Origin of the sequence: Mesorhizobium sp. B2-6-4 (genome assembly GCF_006441495.1) — a bacterium.
Lineage (GTDB): Bacteria > Pseudomonadota > Alphaproteobacteria > Rhizobiales > Rhizobiaceae > Mesorhizobium.
Genome location: NZ_VFUE01000009.1, coordinates 51,310 through 69,056, shown reverse-complemented (window position 1 = coordinate 69,056; position 17,747 = coordinate 51,310). Strand labels below are relative to the sequence as shown.

Sequence of the window (17,747 nt, the reverse complement as noted above, 5' to 3'; positions counted from 1 at the left end):
TTCATCGATATCTCTATTCCCACAATGAATTTGCGAGCGAAGGAAAGAGAACGAAAATAAACGAAACAAAACGGATATGGGGAGGCGCATGGACGCGCAGACTAATCCAGAAAGCAGGCAGTGGATCCAGGCGATCCGTGCCGACAGTCTTCCTGTCGACGATGCGACGCGCATCGAGCACCAGGGGGTATATATCGCCATCTTCAATCTTGCCGGCAAGTTCTACGCCACTTCAGGCATTTGTACGCACGCCCACGCCTTCCTTTCGGAAGGCTATATCGACGGCCAGACGGTGGAGTGTCCTTTGCATCAGGGACTGTTCCACATTCCCACCGGCACACCGCTTTCACCGCCCGTCACCGAGCGGCTGAAGACCTACGAAACCAAGGTGTCGGACGGCTACGTCCACATCCTGGTGGAAGGAGGAGTGACTTGAACTTGTCGGGATATATCCCGGGCTGAAACCAAAATATGGGAGAAGACCTAAAATGCTGAAATTATCACGCCGCCATCTGCTGAAGACAGCCGCGGCGCTTTCCGTCCTCGCTGCTGCACCGCTGACGACAGTTCCGGCCTTCGCCGAAGACTCCGTCCACGCCGTTCTCAATGGCCTGATCAAGAAATACTCCGACGGAGCCAAGGCGGGCATATCGAATGCCGACGTCAGTGCGCTGTTCGAAAAGGACGGTTTCCGGGACTTCTCGACGTCTATCCGGTCGGGGACCCCGCCGGCGGATTCGTCTGGAAGCCGGGCATGGGCGCCAGCTTCGTCGGCCCTTACAGCAAGCTGCAGATCAAGGCGCCTTTCACGGATTATCTGCCGTTGCCTGAAGGTCCGGTGCTCGACGCCAGCAAGAAATATCGCATCGGCCTCGTCTTCCATGGCTTCAACCATCCCTGGCTGATCAGCCTCGCCGACACCGCCGCCTGGGAAGCCAAGCGCCATCCGAATATCGAACTGGAGGTCATCGACGCCGAGTTCGACGACAACAAGATGGGCCAGGTGATCGATACGTGATCGCCAAGCAATATGATGGCATCGTGCTGTGGCCGAACCGTGAAGCGCCGATGGGCCCGCCCGTGGACCGTGCCATAGCCGCCTTGGCGCCGGTATTGTTTCCAGGACCGAGTACCTTCCGGACGATCGTTTGACGGCGCTTTCGATCTCGGATCACAAGCCGTTCACGCAATCCTTCGCGGCGTGTCTGAAGGTTCGCCAAACGCTACGTCCGATAGAGGCTTTCATGCAGCTGGTCAGGGATCATTAGAGTGACCGCGGTACTTCCGCCCTTTTAGGGCGTTGCCCAGCAACCAAGTGCCTTTTTGCGCCGCCGCATGGCATTGCTGCCGGCGCAATCGGTTAGTCCGCAGCCCAAAGCTCTACGACCAATTGCGGCCGCCGCATGGCGCAGGCTTGACCGCTCCCCGCTCTTCGAACGGCGCCTATACGCCGTTAGGCCCACCCCAGCCTTCGCGACCTTGTGGTCTTCAAATATTCGGTCGCGCGCTGCTCGAAGAAGTTAGCGCGCGACCAGGTCTCGGCGTTGATCACGCGGTTGTAGATTGACTACTGCTCCTTCTTGAACAAATCCTGGAAGATGAGGTGGCCCCAGGTGCGGCCGCGTGCGTGCACAAGCGCGCCACCCTCGTCGAGCTTTCCCAGCTTGACGGGTGCGAACCCGAGTTGTTTGGCCAAGGCCGCCACGGCGGCGGTCGCGTCCTCGTCGTCACCAGACAGAAAGACGACCCGGTGGCCGCCCTCGACGATCGGATCGGCAGCCAGGGTGGCCGCAGCCAGGTGATTGAACCCTTTGACGAGCTTGGCGCCGGTGAACGCCTTCGCGACGAAGGCGGAGGACGGCAGACCGTCCAGCTCTTCGGGGAGAACTCCAAAAGTGTTCATCGCGTCGATGACCGTCTTGCCTTCCCAGTTCGGCAGGGCTTTCGCGACCTCGCGATGCTCCCAGAACGGGACCGCCAAGATGATTGTGTCGGCCTCGAGCGCATCCCGCAGCGACTTGGCAATGACCGTGGGTCCAATCGCCCGAGCCTGCGGCGCCAATGCCTCGGGCGGCCGGCGGCTCGCGACGGCCACCTTGATTTTCTTACGGGCGAAGGCCTGGGCGAGGGCCTGGCCTATCTTGCCGAATCCTACAATTGCATAGCTCATAATACTTCTCCGATCCGTGTTGATGTCGATTCCCGGCCCTCAACGGCGCTGGTTAATTGAATGGAGTGCCGGCCGGGCGTGGCGCCTCAGAGTTGCGCAAGGCCGCCGTCGACGGCGACCTCGCTGGCGGTCATGAAGCTGCTGTCCGACGACGCGAGAAAGGCGGCGACGGCGCCGATCTCCGCCGGATCGGCCATTCGCTGGAGCGGCGTCATCGCGGCGAAGACCTTCTGGCCCTCCTCGCCCAGCGCTTCCTTCGCGAGTTCGGTGGCGGTCGCCCCGGGCGATAGCACGTTGACCCGGATGCCGGTGCCCTTCAGGTCCTCTGCCCAGGTCCGCGCGAGGTTGCGCACTGCCGCCTTGCTCGCGCTGTAGGCGCTCATTGCCGCGGCGCCCGTGGTGCCGGCGCTCGATCCGGTCAGGATTATCGAACCGCCCTGGCCCATCAGCGGCAGCGCCTTCTGGACAGTGAAGATCGTACCCTTCACATTGGTGTCGAAGGTTTGGTCGATGTGCTCGGCGGTGATCTCGCCGAGCGCAAGCTGGCTTCCCGCCCCGGCATTGGCGAAGACGATGTCGAGGGTTCCGCGCTCGGCCTTCACCGTCGCGTAGAGTCGGTTGAGGTCGGCCTCATCCGAGACCGAGCCCGTCACCGCGCGGGCATTGGGCCCGAGCTCGGCCAGAGCCGCGTCGAGCGTTTCCTGCCGGCGGCCGAAGATGAAGACGAAGGCGCCCTCCTCGATGAAGCGCTTTGCCGCGGCGCGGCCGATGCCGGTAGCGCCGCCCGTGATGACTGCAACCTTACCGTTTAGCTTTCCCATGACTTTTCCTTCCAGGCTCTGCCTTTGATCATTCGGGAAGAACCCCGAGAGCCTGGAAATAAGTCTGCAGGGGTCAGGCTTTGAGTGCGGATGTGCGCACATCGGTGGTGCAAAATCGATCCGGTCGGACGACTGCCGCCAGCCGCGACGAGTCGGGTCCGTCGTTCGGAATTGGGCCGCGCTCGTCGACATAAGCTATGATAACCGCCCACACTGCTGTACGACTGCGTTGGATACGGGCTTTGGAAAGCGCACCGCGCGGTGCGGGATCGCGCCATGATCGACTGGGATGATGTTCGCTATTTTCTGGCCGTGGCGCGCGGAGGCTCGGTGCGGGCTGCCGGCGAGCGCCTCAGTGTGAACCACTCGACCGTGCTACGACGCGTTGCACAGCTCGAGGAACGCCTCGGGGCGCAAATGTTCGAAAAGCTGCCTTCGGGCTACCGCCTGACGGCTGCGGGCGAGGAGGTGCTCGAGCTCGCGAACCAGATGGAAGCGTCGTCGCACCAGTTGGAGACACGCGTCTTCGGGCGCGACCAGAGCGTGCGCGGGCTTCTGCGGGTGACATTGGCTCCGACCCTTGCGACACACCTGCTCATGCCTGATTTCGCCGAGTTCGCGCGTCTGCATCCGGACATCGAGATGGACGTCTTGTCGTCCGGGGAGCTGGCAAATCTGACCAACCGAGAGGCCGACGTGGCGATCCGCGTCGTCTATGACCGCAAAACCCTGCCGCTCAATCTTCACGGCCTGAAGGGGCCAGAGTTGTTCGGCGGCGTCTATATGTCCCGCGATCGACTTGCCGCCTGGCATGCGGGCGCGCCCGATCCCGTCCGGTGGATCGTCATAAGCATTCATGGAATTCCGGACTGGGCTCGCGAGGGCGAGGTTCGCACCACGGAGGTTCCATTCAGGACCACGGACGCCGAGGCACAGATCGTTGCGGTACGGCAAGGGCTCGGGATCACGACACTGCCGTGCTTCGTCGGAGATGCCGACCCCCTGCTGGTGAGGGTGCCGGGTACCGACCTGCACATGTACGGAACGCTCTGGCTTCTCACGCAGGGGGAGACACGCAAGACGAAGCGCGTGCGGCTCTTCACGGAATTTGTATCCCGCAGGCTCGCCGCGTACGCTCCGCTTCTCGCGGGACTGTCCATATCGCGCGACTGACGCCTGGCGGGTTGACGGCCTGCCTTGCCGACGGCTTTCCGGGGGGCTTGCCGGCTGCTTATGATCGCCGCTTTCCGGCTATCATTGGCGCCGCCTCAGGTGGAAAATGCTTCGATGGAAACTGTCCGATTTCCCAAGCTCACGACACCAAGGCTCGTGCTTCGGGCGCCGAGAAAACGGGATATCCCGGCATGGTTTGCGCGCGCGACGGATGTCGAATCCGCCTCTCTTGCCGGCGATCCTGTTCCCGACGACATAAGCGCGGGCGAGCGATGGTTCGCCCGTTCGCGTCAGCGTTTCGCTGACGGTACGGCGATCCAGTGGTCCATAGATCAAGTAGGAGTTTCGGAAGCGATCGGGACAATAACCCTGTCCTTCGGCGCAACCGACGCCAAGGCAGCCGCATTGGGATTTGTGCTCGCGCGTGCGCATTGGGGGCACGGACTGGGCAGCGAGGCGGCGCGCGAAGTTCTCCGCTACGCTTTCGAAACTCTGGCGCTTGAACGGGTGACGGGCGAAGCGGCGGCGCGCAATTTTGCCTCGGTGCGGATATTTGCGAAGCTTGGATTCAAACATGTCGAAAGCTTCATCGATGAGTCCGACGGCGAGCGTTGCGAGCGCTTTACGCTCGACCGAGACATCGGGCCGTCACTGTTGGCAAGCAACGCCATGCCGGACTGCTAGGGCTCTGAGCCATGGCAAACAGCGTTGCTCCGGCGAGTCGATACTGACCTGCGCTTGCGCGCCTCTCTCGACAAGACCAACGGCTGGACGCGATCGAGCGCAACCAGGTTCAGTTGGTGCTGGTTGTGGCTGTGAACCCGCACTGCTTCTGTTCCATATCGATCTGCTTCGTGATGCGGACGGCGTTCTGTGCGTAGGCTTCCGTCACGGAGCCACTATTCACGGTCTTGTCCTTTAGCGGACTCACGCCTGCGCAGAGGTGGAAAACATGTGGCTCGGTGGACTTCGCGGCTCCGTTTTCGGGCGCGATCCAGTAGACGACGTCCTGACCTGCGGGGTGGCTCGCGTCTCGCGTCGCCGCCGCCACCGCGGCGGTGTCCGTCGCGATCGCCTGCGCCTGAGCGGCGACGTCGGGCGAACAGGCAGTGGTGGGCTGCCCCGACTTGATCTGGGCTGCGCATGCGTTCATATCCTGGGTGTATTGTTCGACCGACGGGGGTTTGAAGCTGATCCCCATGACCGTCGCGAGCACGGCCAGCGCAGCGCCGACGCCGCCGGCAACCTTCTTGGTCCGCGGGTCCATGTTTTTGTCGATGAGGATCAGGAAAACCAGCGGGAGAAAGGCAATCAGCGTGATGATTGCGCCGAGCTGGTTTTGGAAGAAGAACCTGGCCGCGTCGGATGCACGGGCCGGATCGTGCCTGTTTGCCGCCTTCCACAGCAAGTTGCCGGCGATTGCGAAAATCGCGATGCCGACCAGAAGGCCGATGATCAGCGGCAGGTGTGCCTGATCGAATTTGTTCTGGCGAAGCAGCATAATCCCATAGATTTCGCCGCCAATGGCGACGATCCACGAGAGTGCGGCGAAAAGGCGAAGACGCGTGGCGGAGGACTTCTGGCCCTGCGTCGCTTGCCAATCCTTGGTAACGTCTGACTTGTTGTCGGTCATTGACCAGATCCCCTGATATCGACACTTAGGCGGGAGGCGCTAGCAGCGTCATTGAACGAGCATTACTTGCCTTAGCGACGCGGGCAAAAATGTGAGCGCCACGGCAGGCTTAATCTTCATACATATTGCGCATGAGTGAATCCGTCCATACTCATGGAGGCAGACGCCTATGCGGCGATGGCTCCGTTAATCTCTGGCCCGAACTGACGACACCAGGCGAAAATCGAAATAGCCATTGCCATCTCCGTGGTTCCTTCCTCGGCGGCTTTCGCACACCCTGCGGCGCCCAAACATTCGCTTCTCGCACTGTGGGGTTATGATAGCCTGGGCGACCGAAAGATCGAATACGACGCGAATTCCACAATGACGATGACCACGACACCAACTGCGGTATTGCGTGGCATGGAGCTCAGCATCCCTCGCGAGAATGCACCCGGCAGACTATGTCCGAGCGATCACCAGGGAGGCGTGGCGTCGATGCTCGCCGCGCTCGCCCGATGAACCGTTGGCAACTTGCTCATGGACGGTATCTCGATCTTGGTGCGAGATCGTTACTGATGGGGATCTTGAACGTTACGCCGGACAGTTTTTCCGACGGTGGAGAATTCGATCGGCCGGAGCGGGCACTCGAACAGGCACGGCGTATGATCGGCGAGGGCGCGGCGATCATTGATGTCGGGGGCGAGTCCACCAGGCCCGGCGCCGGCAGCGTTTCGGCGCTTGAGGAACAATCGCGTATCCTCCCGATCATCGAGGCGCTGTCGTCGGACGGCGACTGCATCGTTTCGGTTGACACCTATCGGGCCGAGACGGCGCATCTCGCGGTCGCGGCGGGTGCACATATCGTCAACGACGTACACGGCCTGCAGCGCGAACCCGACATTGCGCACGTCGCAGCGGAAGCCGGCGCTGGCCTCGTCATCATGCACACCGGGCGCGACCGGGAAAAATTGGCCGATGTAATCGCCGACCAGTTCCTGTTTCTGAACAGATCGCTGGAGATCGCTCGCAACGCCGGCATCCCGGACGACTGCATCGTGCTGGACCCAGGCTTCGCTTTCGCCAAGAGCGGAGAGGAGAACCTTGAACTCATGGCTCGCTTCGGCGAACTGCGCGCTCTTGGTTTTCCATGGCTCGTCGGCACCTCGCGCAAGCGCCTTGCCCATCACCTGGTCGGCGAAAGCGACGAAGGGCGGGACGTTGGCACAGCGGCAACCAGCGTCATCCTGCGATTGAAGGGTGCTTCGATTTTTCGTGTGCACAATGTCGGGATCAATCGCGATGCCCTGGCTTTCGCCGACGCAGTGCGCGAGCGCGAGAATACGGCGGAATGAAAGAACCTGTCAGGCGGGCTCGGTCACGACGCCGATACGCCTGTAGGTGAATGGTTCGTCCTCCGAAGGAACTGTCGCGGTGCGCTTGGCTTCGTCGATCAGCATCGCCATGCGCGCGTGGATCGGCGATTTCGCGCAAGCCGGATCCGTTGCGGCGGCATCGCCGGCGATCGCCATCGCCTGGCAGCGGCAACCGCCCCAATCGATCTCGCGTCGTTCACAGCCGCGACAGGGTTCCTGCATCCAGTCCGTGCCGCGGAAGGCATTGAACGCCGGCGAATCGGCCCAGATCGAGGAGAGGGTGTGTGGTTTGAAACGCTCGAAGCTGAGCGCCGGGATCGTCTGCGCGGCATGGCACGGCAGCACGGTGCCGTCAGGCGCCACCATGAACGCGTCACGCGCCCAGCCACCCATGCACGGTTTGGGGTAGATGGCGAAATAGTCTGGTGTCACGAAATCGATGTTGATAATGCCGGCCAGCCGCTCGCGTGCTTCCGCGACGATTTCCGCCTGCCGGTCGACTGCTGCACGCTCGGGCATCAGCTGATCGCGATTGATCAAAGCCCAGCCAGCGTACTGGACGTTGGCGATCTCGAGCCTCTCCGCGTCCAGCGAAAGGGCAAGATCGATGAACTCCGGTACCTCCTCGATGTTATGGCGATGGATCGGCGCGTTGATGGTGAGAGGCAAGCCGGCAGCTCGCGCGCGGCGTGCCGTCTCCAGCTTCTTGTCGTGGCTGCCTTTGTGGTTGCCGATGCGTTCGGTGGTCTCAGGCCGTGCGCCCTGAAAGCTCAATTGCAGATGGTCGAGCCCGGCTTCGGCAAATGCTTCGATGCGGCCTTCGGCGATGCCGACGCCCGCGGTAATCAGATTTGTATAGACGCCGCGCGCTGAAAGTCCGGCGATCAATTGCTCGAGGTCGCGGCGCAGCGTCGGCTCACCGCCTGACAGATGCACCTGCAGAACACCGAGATCGGCGGCCTCCGAGAACAGGCTGAGCCAGGTCTGTGTGTCGAGTTCGCGATTGGCCTTCTGCAATTCGAGCGGGTTGGAGCAATAAGGACATTGCAGCGGGCAGCGATGTGTCAGTTCCGCCAGCATGCCGATAGGAGGGAGGAGGGGCGTGCTCATAGCTTCACCAGCAGCTTGTCCGACCATTCTTGCAGGAAGGCGATGACGTCGGCCGCCACGGCCTCCTCCTCGGCCTCATAATCCGTGGCAAGGCCGGCGATGATTTCGCCGACCGTGGACCGTCCGTCGCAGCGCCGCAATATGTCGAGGCTGATATCGTTCGGCCAGAATATTCTCTCCGGTGAAAGCACGGCGAACGCCTGCCGCACGGAATCGTACTGTATGCGCACGTGCTTCGGCAGGAAGGGTATCGATCGCAGCGACACCAAGGCTCTTTCGCGCAGCATCATGGGGCTGCCTCGGGGCGGAAGGCGCCGGGCGGTATGTTTTCCGGCTCGCCATAGGCGTGTTGAAGCGCATCAAGCATGGCCCAGAGTATATCGCATTTGAACACCAGCGCATCTATTGCCTGCTGCTGGCGTTCCGCCGTATCAGCATGGCTGAGCACGTAGGTGAGGGCGAAGTCGGCGTCGCGCGAGGCTTGTTCGGGCCGTTGCTTGAAATAGGCCAGCGTATCCTCGGTGATATAATCGTATTTGGCCAGCATCGCTGGTACGCGCTCGCCGATGATGAGCGGTGAGAACATCTCGGTCAGCGACGACGCGACCGCCTCGAACAGCGTTCGGTTGGTGCAAAAGGAGAGGTAGGCCCCCACCGCGAACCGTGTCGCCGGCAGTGCCAGCCTTTCGCTCTTCACGGCCTCGGCGTCCAGACCGAGCGAGGTTGCCAGATGCAGCCAGCGCGCGATACCGCCGCTCCAGCCGTCCTCGCCATCATGGTCTTCGATACGTTTGCGCCAGGCGGCGCGAAACGCCGGATCCTCGGCATGTGCGAGGATCATGGCATCCTTGCGCGGGATGACAGCCTGGTAGCAATAACGGTTCAGCGCCCAGGCCTTCATCTCGGCCTTTGACAGCGCGCCGCTGGTCATCCTGTGATGGAAGGGATGATGATTGTGGTAGCGCTCGGCGCCGACCTGCCTCAGCACGGCTTCGAGATCGCTCGTGGACAGGCCGCCTTTGGCCGCATCGCGGAAATCGTTCAAAATTCCATCTCCATGCCGTCGCCTGCGACTTCCCATCCTGCCGCCTTGACCGCCGCGTGTTCGGCCGAATTCTCGTCAAGGATCGGATTGGTGTTGTTGATATGGACGAAGACGCGGCGGCCCAGCCTCACATCGGCCAGACTGGCGATCGAACCCGCGTCTCCCGAAATCGCCAGATGCCCCATGCGCGCGCCGGTTTTCTGACCGACGCCGGCGACGATCATCTCGTCGTCGGTGTAGACAGTGCCGTCGAACAGAAGACAGGCTGCATCGCAAAGACGCGCGCGCAGCGTCGCATCGATGCGCGCGCAGCCTGGGATGTAGAAGACAGAATCGCGGCTGCCGATACCCGCAATTCGGACTCCAATCGTGTCACCGGCGTCGGAGCTGAAATTGGCATCCGGATGGTCTTTGTCCTCCAGATAGAGTGCTATCTTTCCAGGCACCGGAAAGCTCTCGATCATCACGCCGGTCTCGCTGCCTTCGGCATCGCAGATGACCAATTCTTTCGCTGTCGGCAGGATGCGCCGCGGCACGACCGCCGGATCGAGAACGTTGAAAATCGAATTCGCCTCCAGCGTCGCCAGAACCTGCGCCGTTGCATAGATGGCGAAAGGCTGCCGCTCGCGCAGGCTGAGCAGTCCGGCGATATGATCGACATCGGCATTGGTCAGCACCACCGCGCGGATAGGCGTCGAACGCAGCGGCGCGTCGCGCGCAGGTTGCAACTCTGGCGTTGCCGCGATCTGCTGGCGAATGTCGGGTGAGGCATTGAAAAGAACCCAGCCGACGCCATCCGTCGAAGCGATGACACTTGATTGGGTTCGTGAATGCACGCCAGCCATCCCGGAGCGGGCCGCACGACTGAGACGATAATTGCAATTCCATTGCGGAAAGCCGCCGCCTGCCGCCGATCCGATGATCCTCAAATGCATGAAAACGCCCGCCCCGCGGCTTCTCTGACCAGCAGGCAATTTGCAGCCCTGAAAAGTGCCGCGCGCGCCCTACACGCGTCAAAACCTTTCGCCAAAACCCTTGCGGGGATGCGTGCCCCTGTTGCCAGGGACACGCACCTCTGCGGCCTACCTCTTGGGAGTAATTTCGGCAGGCAGATACCGAGAAATTTCCATGCCCGCAGCAACCTGGCACATGGTCGGTTTTTTCCAGTTCTTCTTCATGACATTTCTCCTCTTATACCAGTCCGAAGGGACCGATCCCTGTTGTTAGCCAACCATTGCAGGGCACCGAAGCAATGGCTCGTCCATCACGTCTCAAAATGGACAAACGAAAAAGTAGGTTTTGAAAAATCGAAAAGCAAAACTACCGGGAATAATTGCACAACCTTCCTTCAATTGTTCGTTTCATATGGTCTTTTCACCTCCAGCGGAAGATTTGCACCTTCCCACCCATCGGCCCCGAGTGGATACCAGATTACCGAACTGTAGCCCCACTCGATCGCCCGTTTGGCGGCATTCCAGGACATCCAGCAATTCGTCATGCAATAGAACAGAATCGCTCGCGATTTGTCCGTGCCGGCCTTGGCTTCGAGGCCTTGGCGAAAATAGCTGGTGGTCTCTTGCGAAATAGCGCCGTATCCCACGTTGGCCAGCCATGTACTGCCTGGAATGTCCTTTCTAACCTTGTCTCTCCATATCGTTCCTGCCGGCAAATTGGTCGGCTTGGGCGTGTTCGGCATCACGTCGAAGAAGACAGCTTTCTTCGCTCGCCACAGCGCTTCAGCTTCCGCCGTCGTCACCACCCTGGCGCCTTGCAGCGTCGGCGGCACCGGCGCCCGATAGTCGTCCATCCGGTACCCGTTGGGTTCGGCGATCTCGCCAGCCCGCGTCGGTTCGGCCAGACCCATAAGGCTCGCAGCGACCAGCAAAAAAACAGTCTCCCTTCCCTTCATTGGGTGATCGGTTTGTCGTGTTCGTCGATCAGCGGCACGTTGTAACTCAGCAGGAGCCTGTTGATCTCCGCCTGGTTTTCCCTGATCACCCGGTTGAGCGTCCGCTTCCATTCCTGGTCGGACGGACGTACGCCCATGGTGATGCGGTAGGACATGCGCGAGCCGGTTTTTTCCTTTACCAGCGGAACAATCGCCACATCGGCTCCAAGTTGCTTGGCATAGTAGCCTGCCATCGGTCCCCACAGGACCGCCGCGTCGATCTTGTGGGCCAGCATGTCCTTGATCATGACCTCCCCCATGGAGGGGGTGACACGCGTATCCACCGCAAGCGGATAGATCTTGGCGGTCCGCAGAAGCTTGTTGGCGGCCATGTTGGCGGTTGGCGGCGTGCGCTCGACAACCCCGATCGTCTTGCCCGTGAGTTTGGGATCCTCGATCGTTTCGACGCCCTCCATATCGTTGCCTTTCGGGTAGACCAGCACATAGGTGGAGCGATAATAGGCGTTGGTGTTCTGCACCAGTTCATCGCCTTGGGCATAGCCCATGATGATGTCGCATCGGTTGGCCCCCAGCGTGTTGCGAACGAAGCCGGTGACAAGTGGAAACCAGGTATAGGCGACGGACTTCCGTCCGGTTTTCGCGGCTACCAGTTCGGCAAGTTTGTTTTCGAAGCCTTCGCCGCTCTTGTCGGTGAAGGGCATATTCGAAGGATCGGCGCAGACGCGCAGAATGTCGGGATCGACCAGTTCTCCCGCCGCGCCGAGGCCGGCGCCTTGCGCCTGCGCGTTCGATGGCAACAAGGCCAGCGCGCCTAGAATCGGCAGAACGACGCGCAGCTTCAATGCACCGCAGCCGTTCATGTCATCCGCCCATGCAGGATGCTTCGGCATCCTTCGCCGCCTGCGGCTTGTCTTCGTGCTTGGGCGGCCTGCCGCGTGGCGCCGCACCATCGGCGCGCGCGCGCAGGTAGACATAGAGATCGTCCAGGTAGCAATAGACGTTCTTGTTGTCGCCAAAGGCAGGCATGACGTTTTCCTTGCCGCCGCCGACATTCTTGCGGCCCTCGGCGACGATCGAGAGGAACGTGGCGTAGTCCATGGTTTTCAAGCTGTTGACCAGGGCCGGCGCGTAGCTCGAACCTGTCGCATCCTGTCCGTGACAGACATGGCAATCGGAGTGATACCGGCGGTAGCCGCTGAACGTGTACCAGTCGACGGTTCCGTTCTCGATCTTGTAGGTCGGATTTCCATCCGCATCCAAATACTTGCCGCCTTCTTGCTTCACCGCCTTGGCTTTTTCCATGCTGTCCTCGGCCCACGCCACGCCTGAGCTTGCCAGAGGCAGCAGAGCCAGGACGAAAGCCGAAATTACAATGCGAACGGACATTCAAACGCTTCCTTCATTTGCCGTGGACACGGTTTTGCTGCCGTGGCCGGCATTGATCGGTGTGTCGGGGGTGCAACCGCATCGAGAGCCCGGCCATGGTTTCGGATGATCCGGGCTCTCGTTTTTCAAACCTCCGGTCCAACAAGACCTGAGGCGTGCTTAAGGTTCCCCGCCCGTCAGTCCGGGAGACCGAAGACGGTGAGCTGACCGCCCAGCGTCGTATAGTCGGCAAGTGCCGCGTAGCCGCCGACGGCACCCAGACCAGCGGTACCAACGACCGCGGACTGATCGCCTTGCGCACGGCCCTGATCGACGGCGCCATGCCAGGCAGCAGCGTTGTCAGGCGAAAGCAGACCGCCTGCCAGACCGATACCTGCCCACCCACCGACGCCGGACAGAACGGCGATGTACTGCTTGCCGTCATGCTCGTACGTGGTGATGTTGCCGATGATGCCGGACGGGGTCTTGAACTTGTAAAGTTCCTTGCCGTCCTTATCGACCGCCTTGATGTAGCCTTCGAGCGTGCCGTAGAAGACGACGTCGCCATCTGTCGCCAACGCGCCCGACCACACGGAGAACTTCTCAGGCTTCGACCAGACGATCTCGCCCTTGGCCGCATCCCAGGCAATGAAGTTGCCCATGCTGCCGTCGCCGCCAGGTGCCGGGTACATCGACACTGTGGCGCCAACATAAGGCTGACCGGCGGTGTAGCTTACCTTGTACGGCTCATAGTCCATGCAGACATGGTTGGTCGGAACATAGAACAGGCCGGTTTTCGGCGAATAGGCAGCTGGCTGTTGATCCTTCGTTCCAAGCGCCGCCGGGCAAATACCCGTCGAGTTGGTGTCTTCGCCGTTCTGCTGGGTCGAATATTTCGCCACGACCTGCGGGCGACCATACTGTTCGCTCTTTGGGTCCATGACGACTTCCGTCGCCCAGTTCACCGCTGGATCGTATTTCTTGGCGACGAGAAGCTCGCCGGTGGCGCGATCCATGGTGTAGGCGAAACCATTACGATCGAAATGCACCAGCACGTCGTGTTTGGCGCCATTGACCTCCATGCCGTCGACGAGGATCATCTCGTTGATGCCGTCATAGTCCCATTCGTCATGCGGGGTCATCTGGTAGAGCCATTTGGCAACACCGGTATCGGCATCGCGGGCCATGATCGTCATTGACCAGCGGTTGTCGCCAGGCCGTTGGACCGGGTTCCATGTCGAGGGATTGCCGGTGCCGTAGTAGACCAGGTTCAGCTTGGGATCATAGGAATACCATCCCCATGTCGTGCCGCCGCCTGTCTTCCATTGCTCGCCTTCCCAGGTGTTGGTGCCGGAATCCTTGCCTACCGGCTTGCCCAGCTGGGTGGTTTTCTCGGGATCGATCAGGGTGTCGGCGTCGGGACCTTCCGAATAGGCTTTCCAGGCAAGTTTGCCGTCTTTCAGATTGTAGGCGGCCAGCCAGCCGCGAACGCCGAATTCGGCGCCGGACACGCCGATGAGTACCTTATCCTTGACCACGACGGGGGCAGCCGTGCCGGATTCGCCTTTGCCGCCGTCGGTCATGTCGCCATTCTTGACCGACCAGACGACCTTGCCGGTCTTTGCATCGAGGGCGACGACCGTGGTGTCGGCCTGATTGAGAATGATCTTGCCGTCACCATAGGCAACACCGCGATTGACCGTATCGCAACACATGATCGGAATGACATTCGGATCCTGCTTGGGCTCGTATTTCCAGAGGATCTTCCCGTCATTCTTGAGGTCGAGCGCAAAGACATTGTTTGGGAAGGGCGTATGGACATACATCACATCGCCGATGATCAGCGGTCCACCCTCATGCCCGCGCAGCACGCCGGTGGAAAAGGTCCATTTGACCTGCAGGTTCTTCACATTATCCGCAGTAATCTGGTTGAGTTTGGAATAGCGGGTGTTGGCGTAGTCACCCGTCTGCATCGCCCAGTTCTTCGCATCCGAAGCGAGCTTTGCAAGATCCTCGTTGGCCGACGCCGTATAGGCCGCGCCGAGCGACAGAAACGCCGCAGTGGTTAGAATATACGTAGCTTTCGTAAGTACACGCATCCGAATTCCTCCCGGGGTTCACAGTGATGAATCGACTGTCAGGCCCACAAGGGCTCGCCCAAGCGATTCACGGGGGGGAAATATTTCCGGCAGCGTGTCACGACCTAAGCCAGATGTGCAGAGGGCACCGTTACTGCCCACCTCACTTTGGCCTACGAAAGACTGTCGCCGCTCCCTAATGACGGTGACGCCCTTGAAGCCGGAAACAGGGAAAGGCTATGTCATCCCAAAAGGCTAGGCAAGCAAAAAAGGCCTAGTGCATTGTTGCACCGCAATATTCTAAATGATGCACTGCAATATACAGAAATGAACAGAACTACAAGATTAATATGAAGTGTTTTACGCTCCCGCGGTGACCGAGAACCGTACTAAAATAGTCTTACTGTCGGTCTTTTGGTTTTAATATACACCGAGGTTATTTGCTAATGTTTATCGCTGCCCATCTTGGATGGCATGTAAAAAGTCTCGTCGTTCTCCGATATTGAGCGAGATACGAAGCGGTCGCGGGAGCCTGGGCGCGGAGCCGGTGATCAAGTCGTCATCCATAGCTATCGCTCGTGGACAGCCCTTTCCTCCTTTGGTCGTATACGGAACCCATGGGTGCTTGACTGGCTTTACGGCGCGTTGCCAACTGGCACGCCGATCTCGTCCGGGCGCATCGAACCCGGACCAACCGGAGGTTTCTCATGATCAGATATGTTGGATTTTCGACCTTGCCGCTGCTCTTCACGGCGACACTGGCCATCGCAAACCCGGCGGGTGCTGCGGGAGACTATCCCACAGTAACGGTTGTCGACTACGTGCTCGGCTGCATGCGAACGAACGGCCAGACGCGTCAGGCGCTGGAAAGCTGTTCCTGCTCGATCGACGTCATCGCCTCGATCCTGCCCTACGACCACTATGAGACGGCCGAGACCTTCAAGAGCATGTCTTTGACAACGGGGGAAAACGCGGGGCTGTTTCGGGAAAGCGCACCGGCGAAGGCAGCCCGTACAGAGCTGAAGCGTGCGCAGTCGGAAGCCGACGTGCGTTGCTTCTAAAGATCAAGCGTGCCCATCGCCGTGGCAGCGCGGCATAGCGTATTTCGAGACTTCAGAGCCCCGTTTTCTCCAGCGGCCACTGATTGCGGAATACCTTGCCGTCCGTGTCGATCGCTTCGACCTGGATTTCACCATTGCCGTGCGCCGTGAAATCGAATCGGAAATTAGGGTCTTCCGAAATCGATATTCCACCTTCCATCGAGAGGATCGGCCGGCCGGCTTGCGAGATCGACAGCTTCTGAACAAAATGCGCGGGGATGAAATACTGGGTCAACGGATCCCGCTGCAGGCCCGAATTGTTCGGGTGGCGGATCATCAACTGCAACTCCTCTGCCTTGCTCATCGTCTCTTGGGGTGGGAACTGGCGCAGCTTCATCTGCCCCATCGCCGCCATGGCCTCGTCCTGGTTCTTGACCGCAGGGGCGGAGCAGCCGCCTGACGCCTTGACGAAGGTCTGAGCCATGTGGAGTTGGCCGCCTTGAGTCTCCGCTATGGCACGCAAATAGGAATAATCGTTGACGCGCACGCGTGTCGACAGATGTGTCACCCCGGCGTCCTTGCCGATCTGGAACGTTGCCGCCACCGGCGCAGGATTGGCGTCGATGATCAAGGTCACGGATTTGATGCCGTCCGGCGCCTTGGCTGGGTCAACATAGATGTCGACAGGCACGATGGCGGCATCTTGCGCCCGCTTTGGCGCTTCGATCCTGACCACGCCGGTATCGACCAGAATAGCCCGGTCGCCGAACACGTCGCCTTTCAAGTCTTCCCAGATCTTCTCCGAAGAAGCCGTTGTTTGCTGTGCGTTGGCGGCTGAGGAGACGCCGAACAGCGTACCGATGGTCAAGATGATTGCGGCCAAGAATGGTGCAAGCGACAAGGCGAACTGCCTGCTCGCGTAAGCGTGATTTTGCATTTCGATGCCTCCACCAATGCAACAGAGGTGGTGCCCAGGCTGGCGTTTAGAATATGCCTTTGACGACGCGTTGGCAAATCGCCCCACTTCATGATCTCTGGCGCATGTCGGTGTGGTCTATTCCCATTCGAGTTCAGCAAAAGCAGCCGTTGCGTTGCGCTCATTGTAGTCGTCGAACAGGTGCCATTTGCCCCGTTCGCTTCCGGCGGCGGTTTTGACGGCCTCTCGGAGCGGCGTCCCGTCGGCGATCGCCTTGCGGATATCGCGCGCCAGAATCTCGAAATAGCGCCGTTCTCCTGCCAGCGCCTGCGGCCAGTCGGCCGGTACCGGACCATGACCCGGAACGACGCGCGCGGCGCTGATCGCGGCGAGCGCCTCCATCTGGCGGAGCCAGCCAAGCAGCGATCCGTCGAGCGTCGGCAAGGACCCCATGAACACGAGATCGCCGGCAAAGAGAGTGCGGGTCTCGGGGTCGAAGACGGTCAGGTCGTTGTCGGTGTGCGCAGCCTTCCATGCCCGCAGTTCGAGCATGCGCCCGCCGAGATCGAGTTCCAGGCGATCGTCGACCAGCATCGCCGGCGAAACGATCTCGACTCCGTTCATAAGCGCTTCGCCGACCTGTTCGCGATAATTGTGCAGATAGAACGCGCCACGCGCCTCGAGGGCACGCGGCAGATTGCGATGGCCAACAATGGTCGCGCCGATCTCCCGGAATGCCGCATTGCCGAAAATGTGATCGGGATGCATGTGGGTGTTGATCAGGAAGCGAACCGGTTTTGCGGTTATCTTTCCGATCGCGGCGAGCAAGGCGTGCGCCTCGGTCAGGCTGCCGCCACTGTCGATGACGGCAACCGCGTCGGTGCCGACGACGACGCCCAGATTGCAGATGGCACCGTCGTTTGTTGCGGTCATCAATTCATCCACGCCCTGGAAGGCGAAGACGCCGTCGGCGATTTGGCCAACCGAGAACCGCAGGCTGCCAGCCGCGGCCAAGGCGGCTCGTCCGAGGCAGCATGGCAGCAAGGCAGCGCTGACGGCGGTGCAGGCAAAGCCACTCATAACCCTGCGTCGTAGCCGATCAATCGACATGGGGTCCTCCGATATGCATTTC

General features: G+C 60.6%; 19 protein-coding genes. 6 read left to right on the top strand and 13 right to left on the bottom strand.

Annotation, left to right across the window (positions count from 1 at the left end):
* Window positions 1-88: 88 nt before the first annotated feature.
* Entirely contained in the window at window positions 89-436 is a 348-nt protein-coding gene (locus tag FJ426_RS14130; protein ID WP_181172753.1) for a non-heme iron oxygenase ferredoxin subunit, read from the top strand.
* 318 nt (window positions 437-754) lie between these two features.
* Window positions 755-1,018 (top strand): hypothetical protein, encoded by a 264-nt coding sequence (locus tag FJ426_RS14125; RefSeq protein ID WP_140557391.1) that lies wholly within the window; start codon window positions 755-757, stop codon window positions 1,016-1,018.
* A 549-nt stretch (window positions 1,019-1,567) separates the two neighbouring features.
* Here the strand turns inward: FJ426_RS14125 and FJ426_RS14120 are convergent.
* Together FJ426_RS14120 and FJ426_RS14115 are read right to left on the bottom strand one after the other, a co-directional pair.
* A complete protein-coding gene (locus tag FJ426_RS14120) occupies window positions 1,568-2,170 on the bottom strand; it encodes an NAD(P)-binding domain-containing protein (RefSeq protein WP_140557393.1) in 603 nt (200 codons plus the stop codon).
* An 86-nt stretch (window positions 2,171-2,256) separates the two neighbouring features.
* Entirely contained in the window at window positions 2,257-2,991 is a 735-nt protein-coding gene (locus FJ426_RS14115; RefSeq protein ID WP_140560464.1) for an SDR family oxidoreductase, read from the bottom strand.
* Window positions 2,992-3,267: 276 nt separating this feature from the next.
* On the opposite strand from FJ426_RS14115, the gene FJ426_RS14110 reads away from it, so the two are divergent.
* Together FJ426_RS14110 and FJ426_RS14105 are read left to right on the top strand one after the other, a co-directional pair.
* On the top strand, window positions 3,268-4,164 hold the full coding sequence (locus FJ426_RS14110; protein WP_140560465.1) for a LysR family transcriptional regulator: 897 nt from the start codon (window positions 3,268-3,270) through the stop codon (window positions 4,162-4,164).
* 114 nt (window positions 4,165-4,278) lie between these two features.
* Window positions 4,279-4,848: a GNAT family N-acetyltransferase gene (locus FJ426_RS14105; RefSeq protein WP_140560466.1), complete on the top strand. Its 570-nt coding sequence runs from the start codon at window positions 4,279-4,281 to the stop codon at window positions 4,846-4,848.
* Between the two features lie 109 nt (window positions 4,849-4,957).
* Here the strand turns inward: FJ426_RS14105 and FJ426_RS14100 are convergent, their stop codons facing one another.
* Window positions 4,958-5,797 (bottom strand): hypothetical protein, encoded by an 840-nt coding sequence (locus FJ426_RS14100; protein ID WP_140560467.1) that lies wholly within the window; start codon window positions 5,795-5,797, stop codon window positions 4,958-4,960.
* A 557-nt stretch (window positions 5,798-6,354) separates the two neighbouring features.
* On the opposite strand from FJ426_RS14100, the gene folP reads away from it, so the two are divergent.
* Window positions 6,355-7,131, top strand: coding sequence for a dihydropteroate synthase (folP, locus tag FJ426_RS14095; protein WP_246678461.1), 777 nt, complete (start codon window positions 6,355-6,357; stop codon window positions 7,129-7,131).
* A 9-nt stretch (window positions 7,132-7,140) separates the two neighbouring features.
* Here the strand turns inward: folP and pqqE are convergent, their stop codons facing one another.
* The 8 genes from pqqE to FJ426_RS14050 all read right to left on the bottom strand — a co-directional run bounded on the left by pqqE (window position 7,141) and on the right by FJ426_RS14050 (window position 14,680).
* On the bottom strand, window positions 7,141-8,262 hold the full coding sequence (gene pqqE / locus FJ426_RS14090) for a pyrroloquinoline quinone biosynthesis protein PqqE (protein WP_140560469.1): 1,122 nt from the start codon (window positions 8,260-8,262) through the stop codon (window positions 7,141-7,143).
* A complete protein-coding gene (pqqD, locus tag FJ426_RS14085) occupies window positions 8,259-8,549 on the bottom strand; it encodes a pyrroloquinoline quinone biosynthesis peptide chaperone PqqD (protein ID WP_224680292.1) in 291 nt (96 codons plus the stop codon). The genes pqqE and pqqD overlap by 4 nt, the downstream gene beginning before the upstream one ends.
* Window positions 8,549-9,307, bottom strand: a complete 759-nt coding sequence (pqqC, locus tag FJ426_RS14080) for a pyrroloquinoline-quinone synthase PqqC (RefSeq protein WP_140560470.1) — start codon at window positions 9,305-9,307, stop codon at window positions 8,549-8,551. Before pqqC ends, pqqD begins: the two co-directional genes overlap by 1 nt.
* Complete coding sequence (gene pqqB / locus FJ426_RS14075) at window positions 9,304-10,242, bottom strand: pyrroloquinoline quinone biosynthesis protein PqqB (RefSeq protein WP_140498251.1); 939 nt, start codon at window positions 10,240-10,242, stop codon at window positions 9,304-9,306. The genes pqqC and pqqB overlap by 4 nt, the downstream gene beginning before the upstream one ends.
* Before the next feature lie 413 nt (window positions 10,243-10,655).
* Window positions 10,656-11,216 carry a PQQ-dependent catabolism-associated CXXCW motif protein gene (locus FJ426_RS14065; RefSeq protein WP_140825235.1) on the bottom strand — a complete coding sequence of 187 codons (561 nt, stop codon included), beginning with the start codon at window positions 11,214-11,216 and terminating at the stop codon, window positions 10,656-10,658.
* Window positions 11,213-12,106: a substrate-binding domain-containing protein gene (locus FJ426_RS14060; RefSeq protein WP_140515132.1), complete on the bottom strand. Its 894-nt coding sequence runs from the start codon at window positions 12,104-12,106 to the stop codon at window positions 11,213-11,215. The genes FJ426_RS14065 and FJ426_RS14060 overlap by 4 nt, the downstream gene beginning before the upstream one ends.
* On the bottom strand, window positions 12,078-12,602 hold the full coding sequence (locus tag FJ426_RS14055) for a c-type cytochrome, methanol metabolism-related (protein WP_140515133.1): 525 nt from the start codon (window positions 12,600-12,602) through the stop codon (window positions 12,078-12,080). Before FJ426_RS14055 ends, FJ426_RS14060 begins: the two co-directional genes overlap by 29 nt.
* A gap of 176 nt (window positions 12,603-12,778) precedes the next feature.
* Window positions 12,779-14,680 (bottom strand): methanol/ethanol family PQQ-dependent dehydrogenase, encoded by a 1,902-nt coding sequence (locus FJ426_RS14050; RefSeq protein WP_140498243.1) that lies wholly within the window; start codon window positions 14,678-14,680, stop codon window positions 12,779-12,781.
* Between the two features lie 686 nt (window positions 14,681-15,366).
* Between FJ426_RS14050 and FJ426_RS14045 the strand changes: the two genes are divergently transcribed.
* Window positions 15,367-15,720, top strand: coding sequence for a hypothetical protein (locus FJ426_RS14045; RefSeq protein ID WP_140498241.1), 354 nt, complete (start codon window positions 15,367-15,369; stop codon window positions 15,718-15,720).
* Window positions 15,721-15,772: 52 nt separating this feature from the next.
* Here the strand turns inward: FJ426_RS14045 and FJ426_RS14040 are convergent, their stop codons facing one another.
* Both FJ426_RS14040 and FJ426_RS14035 read right to left on the bottom strand, forming a co-directional pair.
* Entirely contained in the window at window positions 15,773-16,636 is an 864-nt protein-coding gene (locus FJ426_RS14040; protein WP_140825234.1) for a quinoprotein dehydrogenase-associated SoxYZ-like carrier, read from the bottom strand.
* 117 nt (window positions 16,637-16,753) lie between these two features.
* Window positions 16,754-17,695, bottom strand: coding sequence for a quinoprotein relay system zinc metallohydrolase 2 (locus FJ426_RS14035; protein WP_224655932.1), 942 nt, complete (start codon window positions 17,693-17,695; stop codon window positions 16,754-16,756).
* Window positions 17,696-17,747 lie beyond the last annotated feature (52 nt).

Bases quoted from the DNA above. Each gene is read 5' to 3' on its own strand.
- FJ426_RS14060 (WP_140515132.1), bottom strand. From the start codon at position 12,106: ATGCCGAAGCATCCTGCATGGGCGGATGACATGAACGGCTGCGGTGCA.
- FJ426_RS14115 (WP_140560464.1), bottom strand. From the start codon at position 2,991: ATGGGAAAGCTAAACGGTAAGGTTGCAGTCATCACGGGCGGCGCTACC.
- FJ426_RS14065 (WP_140825235.1), bottom strand. From the start codon at position 11,216: ATGAAGGGAAGGGAGACTGTTTTTTTGCTGGTCGCTGCGAGCCTTATG.
- FJ426_RS14120 (WP_140557393.1), bottom strand. From the start codon at position 2,170: ATGAGCTATGCAATTGTAGGATTCGGCAAGATAGGCCAGGCCCTCGCC.
- FJ426_RS14105 (WP_140560466.1), top strand. From the start codon at position 4,279: ATGGAAACTGTCCGATTTCCCAAGCTCACGACACCAAGGCTCGTGCTT.
- FJ426_RS14050 (WP_140498243.1), bottom strand. From the start codon at position 14,680: ATGCGTGTACTTACGAAAGCTACGTATATTCTAACCACTGCGGCGTTT.
- FJ426_RS14055 (WP_140515133.1), bottom strand. From the start codon at position 12,602: ATGTCCGTTCGCATTGTAATTTCGGCTTTCGTCCTGGCTCTGCTGCCT.
- pqqD (WP_224680292.1), bottom strand. From the start codon at position 8,549: ATGCTGCGCGAAAGAGCCTTGGTGTCGCTGCGATCGATACCCTTCCTG.
- FJ426_RS14130 (WP_181172753.1), top strand. From the start codon at position 89: ATGGACGCGCAGACTAATCCAGAAAGCAGGCAGTGGATCCAGGCGATC.
- pqqE (WP_140560469.1), bottom strand. From the start codon at position 8,262: ATGAGCACGCCCCTCCTCCCTCCTATCGGCATGCTGGCGGAACTGACA.
- FJ426_RS14100 (WP_140560467.1), bottom strand. From the start codon at position 5,797: ATGACCGACAACAAGTCAGACGTTACCAAGGATTGGCAAGCGACGCAG.
- FJ426_RS14125 (WP_140557391.1), top strand. From the start codon at position 755: ATGGGCGCCAGCTTCGTCGGCCCTTACAGCAAGCTGCAGATCAAGGCG.
- FJ426_RS14045 (WP_140498241.1), top strand. From the start codon at position 15,367: ATGATCAGATATGTTGGATTTTCGACCTTGCCGCTGCTCTTCACGGCG.
- FJ426_RS14035 (WP_224655932.1), bottom strand. From the start codon at position 17,695: ATGAGTGGCTTTGCCTGCACCGCCGTCAGCGCTGCCTTGCTGCCATGC.
- folP (WP_246678461.1), top strand. From the start codon at position 6,355: ATGGGGATCTTGAACGTTACGCCGGACAGTTTTTCCGACGGTGGAGAA.
- FJ426_RS14110 (WP_140560465.1), top strand. From the start codon at position 3,268: ATGATCGACTGGGATGATGTTCGCTATTTTCTGGCCGTGGCGCGCGGA.
- pqqB (WP_140498251.1), bottom strand. From the start codon at position 10,242: ATGCATTTGAGGATCATCGGATCGGCGGCAGGCGGCGGCTTTCCGCAA.
- FJ426_RS14040 (WP_140825234.1), bottom strand. From the start codon at position 16,636: ATGCAAAATCACGCTTACGCGAGCAGGCAGTTCGCCTTGTCGCTTGCA.